Genomic DNA, 12,660 nt, shown 5'->3' on the forward strand with positions numbered 1-12,660 from the left:
ATGACCAGATCGTTGATGTGTGTTGCCACGCATGGAACCAGTTCGCCAGCCAACCCGACACCATCCGAAATCTTTGCTCCCGTAAATGGGCTTTATTAATATGATAATCTATTGGGATTGGTATAATAGCTTAATCTGAACCCACCAAATACTCGCATATCCCGATTCCCCTGGCTGCTTTCATCCGGGTGTAATGGCTTTGCACCCTCTATATAACCGGTGAAGTATTGTGTGAATGAAACCCTCATGCCAGCACCCGCCGCCGCAGCACTGATGCTTGGGCTACGATGGTCATTGTAGAAAATCTGTCCGTAATCATAAAATCCATAAAGTGTTGTATTAACGGGCGAAAATGCGTTAAGTGCATATCGCAACTCCGCCTTGGCCGCCCAGCCCTTGTCACCGATAAATTCCGACGGATCATAGGCACGCAAGAATTGCTCACCTCCCATGGCGAATTGCTCCGGAGATAGCAGAACGTCTTCCGAGTATTGACCGTTGAATGCTGCGAGTAACGAAAAGTCCTCGGTTAATGACTGCAAGCGCGAGAGATATAGGGTTACTTTGGTGTAATCCAACTGACCATTTGCCGCAGATAGATTAGCGGTGCCATTGGCTCGTGAGCTTGCTGAAGGATTGCGTGCACCTAAAGCGTCAATTCCCTGACTCAATTCGATATCGACCAGATTGACACCGTAAAATTGGTCAGCCAGATCGTAGGTCAATCCGACCCGAAACGAGCGGATGCGATCATCGATTAGCGTTGTATTGAATTGTGGGGCATCTGATTGCGAGTCGACTCCGGAAAAACCGCCGCGCAGCAAAAGGTTACTATTACGGCTACGTAGTAGCGGGTGAGAGAAGCCAATATTAAAGGAGATAAGATCGGACTTAAGGCCAATTGAAGTATTGAAGATTGAGCTTTGTGACCAGACTTGATTAACCATGAAGGACAGCTTGGTGCCTTCGTCATTGATCCCTATGTCCTGACCTAGGGAGAGTATTGTCATTTTCCCTTCAAAGGACTGGAGTAACCTAGCATAACTTTTCTCTTGCCAACCCAGTAAATTGTTTTCCTCAGCATAGAATTCGCCCCGGTAGGTCCCAAGCAACTCGGGTAAACGATTGTTAAAACCTGCTTGAACCCCGAACTTTTTGTGTTTGACTTGAATCACCAAAACAGCCGCTCCTGGCTGGCTTGAGGATGGTGTGAGAGAACCAGAGGCGTATATACCAGGAAGATCGTTCAGCAATAATAAATAACGCTCCAGTACACTTTGGCGTAACGGCTTTGTTGCGCGAATTTTATCGATATAATCCTGAATCAGCCCTGTCGTATCAACCCCTTGATCTGCTTGAAGATTGACTGATTCGATAAAACCTTCGATAACCTTGATCTTTACTATACCATTCTTGAGTGTCTGGGCTGGAATCAAGGCTCTTGCCAAAACATATCCATCGTTGCGATAGTGTGTGGTCAAGTTATCAGATGCAGTGCGTATCTGCTTAATCGTGACTGTTTTTCCAATAATCTCTGAAAAAAATGACTTAAGGAATTGTTGAGAGTAAGCTGCAGCCCCATCAAAATCGATATCGTAAAGTTTAAACCTATTTGTACTATCTTCTATTTGGGTTTTTTGTTGTTCCAAAGCTGGAAATATTTCAATTGGTTGTGATTTTGGTGATGGTGATGGTGGTAGTACCAATTGCTTTTCGAGCTGGCCTGGTTGAATTGTACTAGGTATCCCTACAGCTGGAATACGAAGAGACACGACTAATGAAGTTGCAGCAACAAATAGACAACAACACTTTTTTAGAAAACTGACCGAATGTGCCTTAAACACTGCAACAATTCTCATCCTTAGCTCCTAACGCTGATGTTCGGTGAAAGTTAAGAAACAATTCAATTTATTGGAAAACTACTTATCCGTTTTTTTTATCGCCACATAACCAATTGATTTAATATCATTTTTAAGTCACTGACTAGGTGTCCATGCTGCTACGGCACTCTTCATTAACTTAATATTTTTGTCTGCATCCAAAATCAAAGAAAGAATACGAAGCTTAAGAGGTTCAAATTTCTGTGGATCATTAGCCGAAACTCCACTGCTACTCTTTTGTTTATATGCCGCCACTAATTCTTTCATTGCCGATGGATTTGTGGATGAAAGGTCAGCAAAAAGCACTGGTTGCGGTGTCCTTACCTGATTGAGAGGCTGAAGTGTCGAAACTAAAAATGGACCAACACTGGTGGAGAATTTATTTTGAAAGGTAACTTCATTTTTTAGCGTACCTATCGCTATATCCCTATAAAGCAGAGCTAAATCTGAATTATAGTTTTCAAGATTGGCGAGCTTTTTTGCAATTTTCACGGGAATGCAAAAAAGATTTATTTCGGAATTAGGAATTTTAGCTTTATCAAGTGCGTCGCGTGGAAGGATAGTTAAGTCAATTGCTTCTAAAAGCGACTCTAAGCGGGTAGAAGCAATATCTGGAGCTGAATCTTTATGTTCTTCCAACTTAGAACCGAAAATTACATATGTATAAAGACCATATCCTTTAGGCTCCTCATTGAGCTTCGTCATATCGAAAGAAGCGCTCAAAAGTCCTTTTTCTTCATCCGGAACTCTTGTATAGGTAATACCCGTAGAAGTACAAGCCGATATGAAAACAATCAATAGTGACAAGTAAGAAGTTATGCGTAACATAGCTATATTCCTTAATTTGTAATTGTTAGTTCTTTGTTTTTCTATATAAAACTCTCCAAACAAAGTCGACGATGAAAGCTAAGAAAATGGAAATTAATGAAATTATCGTTAATACATCAGTTATAGGAACTGTAGGATATAACCATGCAAAAAAGGTAACTCCAAGAGTTCCAATAACAACAGAAAGACCTAAAACCCTGCTAGCAACCGGAAACATTTAATAACCTCCATTTTGTCTTAAGTAGATTGCTGATCATAAATTAAATTTTGTGAGGCAGGGCTAATTTGACGAACAACCCAACGGCAAAATTTGCCCATTATAGCTACCTGCTTTATTTATTAACCAGACCTCATTCTAGATAAAGCATATAAAATTCAATCAGGTTAACGCCTATTTCTAATTGATTCAACGCTCGATATAGAATGCATCAAATCTTTAACCAAAAAGCCTGTAAATAACCCGGTTAATTCCTACACTACTTCTTATTAAAGTTGACTTAAAGATATACGTAATCTGGATTTTATTTAACTATACCAGCCGCAAGCACCAGCAAATCGTCTATGGCCGATGCTAATCGTGCTAAATCAGCGAAAGCTTGCGCGGTTTTATTAACATCTTCGATAGACTCATTAAGCTTGTCGGAGAGTACTCCAATTTTTTCCGCAGCTGACTTAAACGACGGGGTACCTTCCTTAAACACCGCGTCTGTCAGCGCATGTTGTTTCGCATCAAGGCGCAAACGCCAAGAATCAAGTTCTTTTCGCTTTGCGCTCTTTTTGGGAAAACTCCCTCTTGAAACATCGATTTCGGTTATGACATCACCGAGCTTCCGGATTAAATTCAATTTAGTCAATTCTTGTTCAGGCACAGGAATTTCCTCTCGCATTAGAAGTTGTTATTGAGCTCTAGAATCGCTGAACCGATTCGGTTGGCCTGAGCCGAAAACAATTCCATTCGATCCGCCAAACTAGCTAGGTCTGTTGGGGTTTTTGGGGATTTTGCGTAGGTAACGAGAGATGAATAGGCCTCCTCCATGGCGTTCAAGCCTTCGCTCGGGTCGGTTAATGGAAACGACTCCCAGACATCAAGATAGGTTATTAGCTTCTCCGCAGCATGCCTGTGCTGATCGCTATTGCCTTTATTAGCGACATCCAAAGTATCTTCATAAGCATCCACATAATCAACCCGGCGTGCAGATAGGGCGTTTCGCTTTCTTTCATACGCAATTGTGATATCAGCACTAATTGCTTTTATTAATTCTTGCATTGGAGTTTCTCCCGAAAGAATTGCTTGTTCCAGAGCCTCCCTTATTTTTTTCTCCGTTGCAATCCGGGCAACTTCTCCGGCAATCTTCACTACAGGGCCAACGGAACTTACGAACTTGTTGTTGGAAGACCCGGTAGCATATTCGCTTATATGAGACGTGAGTTTTTGCAATGCGTCGCCGAGGTCGGTTGCATTGGCAGAGATTTTCTCCGGCGCATCAGAGTTCGCTAATTGACCAAGTAAAGTGCCATAACGCGATAAAGTACTGAGAGCTTCTAGCCGTACAGCGATTTCTTCGGGTGAAAATGACTGAGTTTTCTCAATCTCAGCCATGCTTATAGGCTTTTTATCAGCCGCTTGTCGCCTAATATACGCGTCTCTTTCCGTTTTGTTGAGTTGAGTCAGGTAGATTCTTGCGCTATTGACTAACACCGATGACGCATCTTGAAAGGCACTTATCGGTGCCCGATAACCGCTACTATCCGCGCAGCCAATCAGTGTGCAAGCAAGTAAAAGAGCAAGTAATATCTTTTCTGGTAATGATTTGAAGATGCTATGAAAAACGCCTAATACATGTTTCATACTCGATTTTCCTCAAAAACTTTTCTAGCAATTGACATAACCATAAACCAACAGGGCAGAATATACCACCTTTTCTAATCATTCAGAACTAGCAGTTATTTAATTTAGGGCAAGCCTTAATTTTTTGACTAATTCTTTGACATAAATAAAGCTTCCTTAGATTCCAATCGTAGGCCAACACACATTTCGTGCCGTCTGGCACCCTCCCCTTAAAACCAAGTGTTGTATCCCTCATAATTTGGAACAGATAATTGATTGCATTGTCCTAGGGCTACAACAACTTGTTCATGGCCAGTTTTTGCTGGGGCGGGTTTTATTGGCAAGCAATACACAAAATCAAGAGGAGAATACGCATGAACCGCATTCGATTGATGTTTCAAAGTTTCAAAACGGTATTCGTTGTAATGCTGTTATTAGGCTCGACTTGGAACGCTTACGCTGAAGATAAGGAATGCTGGGGCGATTTCTTTGACGAGGCCCAGTATGCAGGCAAGCATTTACTCATTCAAGGCCCTGCCAAGTTAGAAATTTTAAACAAGGTAAACGGCGAGAATTGGGATCAACGTATTCATAGCATAAAAGTTGGCCCTAAAGCTAAGGTAACCGTTTTTCAAAATCCCCATTTTGAATTGACCTTAACGGAAATGGCTAAAAAACCAGACTTTATGCATGCCTGGGGTATCACAGAGCAAGATATCAAGGAAGATTCTGAGCTTATCTTTAATGAGAATGCGATGGTTCACGACCTTGGCGATTTTGGTTTTCATAAGAAAATCAGGTCGTTGAAAGTCGAATGTATTTAGTGCCACTATAAAAGTTCTGGACATCAGAGGCCACTCCGAGCAGGAGGAACTGATATTGCCTAGGGAAATGCTGATTTAATCCTTCGGTAGGCTCAGTATGAACGGTATCTTATTGATTCCGTTCGTGGTGTGGTGAACCTGTCCGGGGAACCACGCAGCGCGGGTTCCATACCCGCCTTTGCACTTCCGCCATCCTTGGGTTGAAGGGATTGCCCCTACGGTAGCGCGTAAACATCAAATCTCTCTGATTTTTTAGGTTCAAGTGTACCGTAGAGTTATTCACAGCAGACGCTTTCGATTTTGGAAAGCACCAAGGTGTTCTTTTGTAGTGCTAATGGCTCTGCAAGCTTGTTTGTATCAATTCAACCAATCGGTATTCTTCGATGGGTTTTGTCAGGTAGATGTCAAATCCGGCACTAAGAGCTTCGTTTATTTTATCGTCATCGGCATAAGCGCTGACAGCGGCAAGCTTAAATTTGAATTGTTGGCTACGAAGCCTTTTTACTAATTCCAAACCATTCATGACCGGCATATTGATGTCTATCAAGGCAAGATCGTAATTATTTTGCTGAATTAACGCCAAGGCTTCTTGCCCATCCATTGCGGAATCAACCTTGCAACCTATTTGTTCCAGCATACTAACCAAAAATAGCAGATTGATTCCGCTGTCATCGACAACTAGCACGTAAACTTCATTGAATTTGGGATCAATGCTATCAGGATAAAGCGTGACGTTGGCTTGATTTTGTACATTGACAGGTAATGGCAGTGAAACGGTAAAAACGCTGCCAACGCCAAGTTGGCTGCTAACCGTTAGCTCGCCATTCATCAAGTTTACGAGTTCTTTGGTAATGGACAAGCCAAGGCCAATCCCCTCACGGGTAAAGTTGTTGGTGCCTATCTGTACGAAAGGCGAAAAAATTCGCCCTAAATCGTTTTGGGCGATTCCGCAACCGGTATCTGCAACGGAAATTTTCAGACGGCCATCTTGATAGGATGTGGTCACTGTTACGCTACCCTGGCTGGTATATTTGGCAGCATTATCAATCAAATTAACCAGGATTTGCCGGATGCGTTTTTCGTCGCCGTGAAATTTATGAGGCAAACAAGTGTTTTTGGTGATGAGTTTGAGGCCTTTTTCATCCGCCCGAAATTTACAGATACGAACGCTATCAGTCAGCAACAGCGTAAAGTTAAAGTCGACGGCTTCCAACTTTATTTGCTGGGTTTCTATGGCTGATATATCGAGTATATCGTTAATAAGCCTCAGCAAGTCATCGCTGCATTGCTTAATTATGGCGACCTGTTTTTTATCCTCGGCATTAAGGGTCGGCTTCTTTTCCAGTAACTGGGTGAAGCCGGAAATACCGTTCAGCGGCGTCCTTAGCTCATGGCTGATTTTAGCCAGGAATTGGTTCTTGGCTTGATTGGCTTGTTCTGCGGCAATTTTCGTTTCCGTCAAAATCTTGGTGCGTTCTTCGATGATAGCCTCAGTGCGGAAATACCGTCCGGTGAGTTGCAACAATACAATACCGAGTATGCCTGTAAACCAGAATCCACTGAATATAATCGAGCCTATAGGCCAGTTGGCATCAGGCTTTTCCCTAGTCCAGTCATGGTAGAAATTTAATAGCCATGTTTGGTCCGCTACCTGAATCGGAACGGTTTGATAAGGCGCAAGACCTGAACTGCTGATATTGGTGTAGATGATTTTTGCTTCTGGCAAGGCATCTTGGAATGTGCTAATCGTCATCGCGCAATGGGCTGTGTTCAGCTTTTCTAATGCTTGTTGGACTAAGCGCTCCATAGATAAATTCGCAACAATTACGCCAAGGGGCTTCTTGTTTTGGCTAAACTCATTGATGACAGGGATTAGCAATTTAAAGCCGTTTTGTTCCAGGATCAGGAATTCCGTTTCGGAAAATGAAGGGCTAGCCAACAATTTCTCCTTAATATCAGACGGAATCGCTTGCAGGGTTTCCTGTTTATTGTGCGCTTGTGCGTTAAGCGTGGTAATGAATTGGCTTTTTTCCCCGTTAATTTCTGCGACATTCACCCAACTGATTGATTGCATCTCCAGAAAGGGCAATAGCGTTTGCCTGGTTAACAGCGAGAATTCTTGGGGCCCAATTGCTTGCGTACCCAACAAAAAATTCCTGATCCCATGGAGAGAAGACAAGTCCAACTGGATCCTGTTCTTTAATGCCTGGGATAAGGTAATGGTTTTCTCTTTTAATTGTTCGGAGTATTGATCGCGGACAATACCTTTAAGGTAAAAAAACAGCACGATAACCAGGGTAAACGTCAACACAATGGGCAAACCGACGGTTGACCGCCGTCGATGCCAAATATGTTGCGGTTCGGCAAACAGTATCAGGATAAGCGGCGTAAAAATCAGTACGCCTAAGATGTCGGCCACCCACCAACTTAACCAAGCAACCGGAATGTCGGCCAAGGCTACAATCCCCAAGCGGTGCATTGCCGTTATGCCGATAACCGCAGAGATGAGGCAACTCACTGGCCCGGCTAAGATCATAAAAAGGGAAATATTCCTGCCTTCCACTAGCGAATTTGGAAAGCCAATTTTTCTGCGGATTAAGCTGGCTCCCATACAGGCAGATAGGGCCGCCCCTATCGCGCTGGCAGCATAGAAATAGAGGTATCCTTGATTAAAATCGAAAGCCCAGGCACTGACACAGAAATTGCCAATGGCAACAGCCGGCAAAATCCGCATCCCAAACAGCAATGTTGCCGCCAATGCCAAACCAGCCGACGGCATAAGTAATCCTATAGGGTATGCGGGAATCCTGAACAACAAGCCCAGTAGGCCGAGCAGGAAATAGGCACCCACGACAACACCAATAAGGATAAGGGTTTTCCCAAATTGAATGAGCGGTGGACGGTACGGGTACGGCATCAGCAGGAGAAATCGGCGATGGCTTGTTTGATGGCTTGGACAGACCGGACATTTAAGCGCCCTGCCCTTTCATGTTGATCGCATAAAGCGCCCCTGAAACCCAGATAGTCGGGCTGATAAGACATCAGTAGGGGAATATCCTCCAGCTTCAAGGAACCGGCAAGGCCGCAAATTGTATGCCTGGATTTTACGTGGACAACAAATCGTTCAATCTCAGCTTTAGCCATGATTCTGGTCAATGATCCTTTGGTTTTATCCAGCGTATCTAGCATAATGCCACGAAAACCTGCCGCTATTAGCTTATCTATTAAGCTGAAGTCTGGATGTGTGTCCGCAAATAAGACGGCGATCAAGTTAATGTGGGCAGCTATCAGCGCTAACTTTTCAATGACCTGCACCTGATTTTCGCTAGCAAAAAAACCAATTTTGACGTAATTGACACCCGTTTCAGCCATCTCTTTTACCGCATTAAAAATGAACTCCGGCTGCATGGGTAAGTCACCAATCGTTGCACTGGTGGGGCATTGTCCATTCACGACTGCGACAATTTGTTTTACCAGTCCAATATCCAAACCACCCAAGGAACCTAATGCGGGTTCTTTCAGGTCGATAATATCGATGTTCTCAGCCAAAACCAGTTTGGCTTCATCCACGCTGTTAACGCTGGCGAGCATTCCGGTCATGCGACGGTTTTTCTTTTGTAATTATTAAGGACTTCCATTATCCATCCCCAGGATTCCAACTCCCGCTCACCTGCGGTTTTTTCAAGGCCAATGCGTAAGTATTCAATTTCCGATTCTATTTTTTGCAACGGCAATAGTTCCAATCGACTGATTAAAATTGCCGCTTCCAGGACGGAAAACTGGGCGCGGTTAAAGCCCTTAAAAGGCGCGTTATTAACGGTGTGTAAAGTTTTGCAAAACAGTTTAGGACGGGTGGCATCTTCTTCAATTCTAATGAGTTCAACTTCAGCATGGGCTAATGCACATTCCAATACTTTCCCTGATATTTCTTGCGCAGGTTTTAACGGCCAATCCCGCCGCCCGGTCAGACATCCCGCAAACACCCGCACATCATCGCAGTAATTGATTACGCCAACCTTTGTTTCCAAAAAATTGTTCAGCGTGGTTGATGGACGGAATGGCAAAATAATGAAGTTTTCGCCGTCCACATGGATACCCATCGGGGCAATGTGGGTGATTCCTTGGCTATTCTGGGTAGTGACTATTGTTTCTTGTATCATTTTTTTAAGGTCGTTCCGGCAGGTTTAAAGCTGTGCAGGTCTACGGTTTGCTCAATATTATCGCTTGCACAACCCCAATCCAGCGGCTGATCTTGATTGAACCGCTTGCCTAACTGCCAGGCAATTTCGGCCCGAGCCAACTCCACGCCTAAATAGAAGGCATGACCAGGATCATTCTCCACCGCCAGTTTGGGATACAGGTCAAAAGGGTCAGTTGCGGTATGAAAACCGTCGCGGTTAAAAATATGGATGCCTTCTGCACTGGTTTGGATGCGGTAGCTCGGATCAGTGATCTGGTCAGCCAGTTCCTTGATTTCGTCCTGCGTGTAGGGAAAAGGTGAGGTCTCGTGCAAGGCCATCAGGCTGGAATCAATATGCTTGGGCAATGTGCCCTGCTCCTTTGCGGCAAATAGTATGCGCCTTGCCTTATCCGCTTCCTTAACTGCGCGGCAAGCATGGCGGCTGACTTCGGTGGCAAGTATCTGGTTGATGTTGAGTTCCGAGCAAATGCCCAGCAACAAGGCATTCATCCCCGCCGTGTCGGCATGGGTCAATTCGGTGAGGTTGCCAACTCCCATCATCATCTCAATCCCTGGATGATTTCTCCTGACCTCGTAATAGCGCACGAGGGATTCGGTAAAACCGAAATGGATGGGATCAAGGATGGCATCTACGATAAAAGGCCTGTTTTTGGCCTGCATGATCTGGATCGCTCGGTCTAGCGACGCTAAATCCTCATGCTGTTCGGGAATCAAAATCGGTGTAGCCGCAACTTCATCGGCTATCCATAGCGTGTTTTCGTGCAGGCTGAGCATATAATCAGCACCCGCTTTACCGCCACGTAGCAAATCATCACTGTTTAAGGAGTCAATGCTAACCGTGAAGCCCTCCTGTTTTAGCGCCTGTATCGCCTCTTCCATGTGCGGAAAATCAGTGCTGGGCAGGCAACCTATGTCGATAACGTCCGCGCCATTTTGCTTATAATAGTTTGCGTGCTTAAGGATTTCTTCAACGCTGATATTAGGTGCATCGACGATTTCAGCAAAAATTTTGACGCTGTAGCGGCTTAAATCATAGTGATGCGCCTCTTTGCCAAAATATAAAGGCAAGTCTTTGAGTTCCTCCGGCCCTCTTTCTACTGCCACATCAAGTTCTTTAGCCAAGGCCCCGACATCGCCACGGCAACGGCCTGGGATGATGATGCGGTTTGCGCCAAAGGTGTCCTTTAGCCGACGGAGTATCATGTCGGTGGTCATCAAGGCGGCAACCTTTACGCCGAGTTGGTGTACGGTGTAGGTAAATTCCGGCTGCATTTTTCCCAGGATGCCGCGTAATTGCTTTTCCGCCAGCTTACCGGTCAGAAAAAGTAAATGTTCGCTCATGACAAAGACGCAAGCCGCCGCTTAACCGTGTCGATTAATTCCTCGACACTATCAACAACCGTCGTGTATTCAAAGGTACGGATTTTATCGGTGCCTTCCAGGTCAATTTTGCGGGGATAAACCATCACTTTCCCGCCGGGCGCTGTCGTTTCCATCGCTGGGGCAATATCGCAGGGATAAACAATGCACGGCACTTTGCACTTCCCTGCCTGGGAATACAAATTGGTCACCAAATTATCGGCGATACCTAACACGCACTTGGCTATCGTATTCGAGGTGGCGGGCGCCATGACAAAGGTATGGTAATGACCTTTGTAAAAAAGCCCGACGGGTGGCGAGGATGCGGTTTTGTCACGAAAAACAGGATGTTTCGCCCGCACAGCGTCAAGGCTGATGCTGTACATTTTCAGCACTTCTTCACCCGCCGGACTGATATAGACATCCACATCCTCCAAGGTCAGCAAAAAACCCAGGCATTCTTCTATATAATGGCCGGAACCGGTAATCGCCCAAGCCAAACGGGGTTTATGCATGACAACAATAGGTTAGAAATAATCCTTTTATTATACCTTAAGCGAGCTTGGGCAACGCACACAGGAACTTTCAGTGAGCTTTAAAGACTGCAAAAAACCGCTGATTATGGGCATATTAAATGTGACCCCTGACAGCTTTTCAGATGGCGGCAAGTATGACCGAGTCGATGCGGCAGTGCAGCAAGTCGGACTGATGCTGGCAGAAGGCGCTGATATGATCGACATCGGCGGGGAATCGACGCGGCCAGGTTCTGATCCGGTCAGTTCGGACGGACAAATACGGCGTGTCATTCCTATTATTGAGGTAATCCGCAAGCAGTTTGCTGAGAATATTACCGTTAGCATAGACACATCCTTAAGCGCGGTTGCCGAAGCGGGATTAAATGCAGGTGCTAACCTTATCAATGATGTTTCGGCAGGGTTAAACGACCCAGATATGCTGACTTTGGCTGCTAAAAGAACCGTTCCCATTATCCTTATGCACAGGCTAGGCACACCAAAAACAATGCAAGAAAATCCTTACTATGACGATGTCGTTATGGAAGTTATTGATTTTCTAAAATCGAGAATTGATGCCGCGTTAACAGCCAGTATCAACAGGGACAACATCATAATCGATCCCGGCATCGGCTTTGGTAAACGCAAACAAGACAACCTGGATTTGCTGGCAAACCTTGACAGGTTTGTCGCGCTGGGTTTTCCGGTACTTTTGGGCGCTAGCCGCAAACGGTTTATGGGATCAATCTGCGACGTTACCGAACCTTCGGAGTTGGTCACTGCCACGGCGGTAACTACAGCTTTGGGTGTTATGGCAGGTGTGACTGTGTTTCGTGTCCATGATATTAAAGCTAACCGACAGGCTGCTGACGTAGCTTGGGCGATTAAACAATCTCAACATACAACATAGGTTATAACAACCTTATGCACCCAAAACTAACCAAACTGGAATAAGCTTTTGGGGATCAGTTCCCACTAAATCGGAATCATTCTCGGCAAATGCCCTACACCCTTAACGCCCACCGTTGAGGCATAGGTATCTACACAAGTTAAAACGCCGTCATACTGGCAGATACCGTCTTGCCCACCTAAAAGCAAGCGATATTTAGATGGCATAGTTAGGATCAAAAGGTTTGCCAGATTTGATGACGCCGAAGGCGATATGAATTAACTTACGCATAGCGGCACAAGTAATGGCTTTACCGTTTTTACCGTTACTCTGAAGGCG

At 44.8% G+C, this 12,660-nt stretch carries 13 protein-coding genes; 3 read left to right on the forward strand and 10 right to left on the reverse strand.

Annotated features, from left to right (window positions below):
* Positions 1 to 95: 95 nt before the first annotated feature.
* Together ACLQ6D_RS09405 and ACLQ6D_RS09410 are read right to left on the reverse strand one after the other, a co-directional pair.
* Complete coding sequence (locus tag ACLQ6D_RS09405; protein WP_411727024.1) at positions 96 to 1,859, reverse strand: ShlB/FhaC/HecB family hemolysin secretion/activation protein; 1,764 nt, start codon at positions 1,857 to 1,859, stop codon at positions 96 to 98.
* A 117-nt stretch (positions 1,860 to 1,976) separates the two neighbouring features.
* Positions 1,977 to 2,708 (reverse strand): hypothetical protein, encoded by a 732-nt coding sequence (locus tag ACLQ6D_RS09410; RefSeq protein ID WP_411727025.1) that lies wholly within the window; start codon positions 2,706 to 2,708, stop codon positions 1,977 to 1,979.
* 71 nt (positions 2,709 to 2,779) lie between these two features.
* Between ACLQ6D_RS09410 and ACLQ6D_RS09415 the strand changes: the two genes are divergently transcribed.
* On the forward strand, positions 2,780 to 2,929 hold the full coding sequence (locus ACLQ6D_RS09415) for a hypothetical protein (RefSeq protein WP_411727026.1): 150 nt from the start codon (positions 2,780 to 2,782) through the stop codon (positions 2,927 to 2,929).
* A gap of 300 nt (positions 2,930 to 3,229) precedes the next feature.
* On the opposite strand, the gene ACLQ6D_RS09420 is transcribed toward ACLQ6D_RS09415, so the two are convergent.
* Both ACLQ6D_RS09420 and ACLQ6D_RS09425 read right to left on the reverse strand, forming a co-directional pair.
* Positions 3,230 to 3,577: a hypothetical protein gene (locus ACLQ6D_RS09420; RefSeq protein WP_411727027.1), complete on the reverse strand. Its 348-nt coding sequence runs from the start codon at positions 3,575 to 3,577 to the stop codon at positions 3,230 to 3,232.
* Between the two features lie 17 nt (positions 3,578 to 3,594).
* Complete coding sequence (locus ACLQ6D_RS09425; protein WP_411727028.1) at positions 3,595 to 4,557, reverse strand: hypothetical protein; 963 nt, start codon at positions 4,555 to 4,557, stop codon at positions 3,595 to 3,597.
* A gap of 353 nt (positions 4,558 to 4,910) precedes the next feature.
* On the opposite strand from ACLQ6D_RS09425, the gene ACLQ6D_RS09430 reads away from it, so the two are divergent.
* A complete protein-coding gene (locus ACLQ6D_RS09430; RefSeq protein WP_411727029.1) occupies positions 4,911 to 5,360 on the forward strand; it encodes a beta/gamma crystallin domain-containing protein in 450 nt (149 codons plus the stop codon).
* Positions 5,361 to 5,691: 331 nt separating this feature from the next.
* Here ACLQ6D_RS09430 and ACLQ6D_RS09435 read toward each other — a convergent pair whose 3' ends face one another.
* The 5 genes from ACLQ6D_RS09435 to ACLQ6D_RS09455 are packed head-to-tail and all read right to left on the reverse strand — an operon-like array spanning position 5,692 to position 11,435.
* A complete protein-coding gene (locus ACLQ6D_RS09435; RefSeq protein ID WP_411727030.1) occupies positions 5,692 to 8,277 on the reverse strand; it encodes an ATP-binding protein in 2,586 nt (861 codons plus the stop codon).
* Positions 8,277 to 8,960 (reverse strand): (5-formylfuran-3-yl)methyl phosphate synthase, encoded by a 684-nt coding sequence (locus tag ACLQ6D_RS09440; RefSeq protein ID WP_411727031.1) that lies wholly within the window; start codon positions 8,958 to 8,960, stop codon positions 8,277 to 8,279. The genes ACLQ6D_RS09435 and ACLQ6D_RS09440 overlap by 1 nt, the downstream gene beginning before the upstream one ends.
* Positions 8,957 to 9,520: a DUF447 domain-containing protein gene (locus ACLQ6D_RS09445; RefSeq protein WP_411727032.1), complete on the reverse strand. Its 564-nt coding sequence runs from the start codon at positions 9,518 to 9,520 to the stop codon at positions 8,957 to 8,959. The genes ACLQ6D_RS09440 and ACLQ6D_RS09445 overlap by 4 nt, the downstream gene beginning before the upstream one ends.
* A complete protein-coding gene (locus ACLQ6D_RS09450) occupies positions 9,517 to 10,902 on the reverse strand; it encodes a DUF6513 domain-containing protein (RefSeq protein WP_411727033.1) in 1,386 nt (461 codons plus the stop codon). Before ACLQ6D_RS09450 ends, ACLQ6D_RS09445 begins: the two co-directional genes overlap by 4 nt.
* Complete coding sequence (locus tag ACLQ6D_RS09455) at positions 10,899 to 11,435, reverse strand: flavoprotein (RefSeq protein WP_411727034.1); 537 nt, start codon at positions 11,433 to 11,435, stop codon at positions 10,899 to 10,901. The genes ACLQ6D_RS09450 and ACLQ6D_RS09455 overlap by 4 nt, the downstream gene beginning before the upstream one ends.
* A 106-nt stretch (positions 11,436 to 11,541) precedes the next feature.
* Here ACLQ6D_RS09455 and folP point away from each other — a divergent pair, with 106 nt between their 5' ends.
* Complete coding sequence (folP, locus tag ACLQ6D_RS09460) at positions 11,542 to 12,342, forward strand: dihydropteroate synthase (protein ID WP_411727036.1); 801 nt, start codon at positions 11,542 to 11,544, stop codon at positions 12,340 to 12,342.
* Between the two features lie 65 nt (positions 12,343 to 12,407).
* Here the strand turns inward: folP and ACLQ6D_RS09465 are convergent, their stop codons facing one another.
* The gene (locus tag ACLQ6D_RS09465; protein ID WP_411727035.1) at positions 12,408 to 12,548 is read right to left on the reverse strand and encodes a hypothetical protein; all 141 of its coding nucleotides are present in this window, start codon (positions 12,546 to 12,548) and stop codon (positions 12,408 to 12,410) included.
* Positions 12,549 to 12,660: the final 112 nt, after the last annotated feature.

Origin of the sequence: Methyloglobulus sp. (assembly GCF_046714055.1) — a bacterium.
In the GTDB taxonomy this organism is placed as follows: Bacteria; Pseudomonadota; Gammaproteobacteria; order Methylococcales; family Methylomonadaceae; genus Methyloglobulus.

What these genes read in the sequence shown, in the direction of transcription:
- ACLQ6D_RS09405 (WP_411727024.1), bottom strand. Translation starts at nt 1,859, where the DNA reads ATGAGAATTGTTGCAGTGTTTAAGGCACATTCGGTCAGTTTTCTAAAA.
- ACLQ6D_RS09410 (WP_411727025.1), bottom strand. Translation starts at nt 2,708, where the DNA reads ATGTTACGCATAACTTCTTACTTGTCACTATTGATTGTTTTCATATCG.
- ACLQ6D_RS09415 (WP_411727026.1), top strand. Translation starts at nt 2,780, where the DNA reads ATGAAAGCTAAGAAAATGGAAATTAATGAAATTATCGTTAATACATCA.
- ACLQ6D_RS09425 (WP_411727028.1), bottom strand. Translation starts at nt 4,557, where the DNA reads ATGAAACATGTATTAGGCGTTTTTCATAGCATCTTCAAATCATTACCA.
- ACLQ6D_RS09430 (WP_411727029.1), top strand. Translation starts at nt 4,911, where the DNA reads ATGAACCGCATTCGATTGATGTTTCAAAGTTTCAAAACGGTATTCGTT.
- ACLQ6D_RS09435 (WP_411727030.1), bottom strand. Translation starts at nt 8,277, where the DNA reads ATGCCGTACCCGTACCGTCCACCGCTCATTCAATTTGGGAAAACCCTT.
- ACLQ6D_RS09440 (WP_411727031.1), bottom strand. Translation starts at nt 8,960, where the DNA reads ATGACCGGAATGCTCGCCAGCGTTAACAGCGTGGATGAAGCCAAACTG.
- ACLQ6D_RS09445 (WP_411727032.1), bottom strand. Translation starts at nt 9,520, where the DNA reads ATGATACAAGAAACAATAGTCACTACCCAGAATAGCCAAGGAATCACC.
- ACLQ6D_RS09450 (WP_411727033.1), bottom strand. Translation starts at nt 10,902, where the DNA reads ATGAGCGAACATTTACTTTTTCTGACCGGTAAGCTGGCGGAAAAGCAA.
- ACLQ6D_RS09455 (WP_411727034.1), bottom strand. Translation starts at nt 11,435, where the DNA reads ATGCATAAACCCCGTTTGGCTTGGGCGATTACCGGTTCCGGCCATTAT.
- folP (WP_411727036.1), top strand. Translation starts at nt 11,542, where the DNA reads ATGGGCATATTAAATGTGACCCCTGACAGCTTTTCAGATGGCGGCAAG.
- ACLQ6D_RS09465 (WP_411727035.1), bottom strand. Translation starts at nt 12,548, where the DNA reads ATGCCATCTAAATATCGCTTGCTTTTAGGTGGGCAAGACGGTATCTGC.